Origin of the sequence: Sinorhizobium sp. FG01 (genome assembly GCF_002531875.1) — a bacterium.
In the GTDB taxonomy this organism is placed as follows: domain Bacteria; phylum Pseudomonadota; class Alphaproteobacteria; order Rhizobiales; family Rhizobiaceae; genus Sinorhizobium; species Sinorhizobium fredii_C.
Map to the genome: position 1 here is coordinate 1 of NZ_NWTB01000068.1, position 266 is coordinate 266.

Genomic DNA, 266 nt, shown 5'->3' on the forward strand with positions numbered 1-266 from the left:
CTACTACACCGGCTACAACGAAACCATGGCCGACAATCCGTTCCGTTGGCTGGACGACAGCAAGAACATCACCAAGCGCGCCGACCTGCGCAAGGGCTTCGACGATTTCTTCGCCACGCCCGAGGGTCGGATGGACCCCGCCGAGATGATCGAGCGCATGATCGAGGTCGTCCCGGCCGACACCGGCAAGTTCCGCAACGTCTGCCCCAAGGTGATCGAGGACATGCTGAAGGAACACCAACTCGCCGCCTGGGAGAACCAGATCT

General features: G+C 61.3%; 1 pseudogene. It reads left to right on the forward strand.

From position 1 onward, the window contains the following. Positions 1 to 266: pseudogene (locus CO656_RS29535) on the forward strand (short-chain dehydrogenase); the annotation flags it as partial.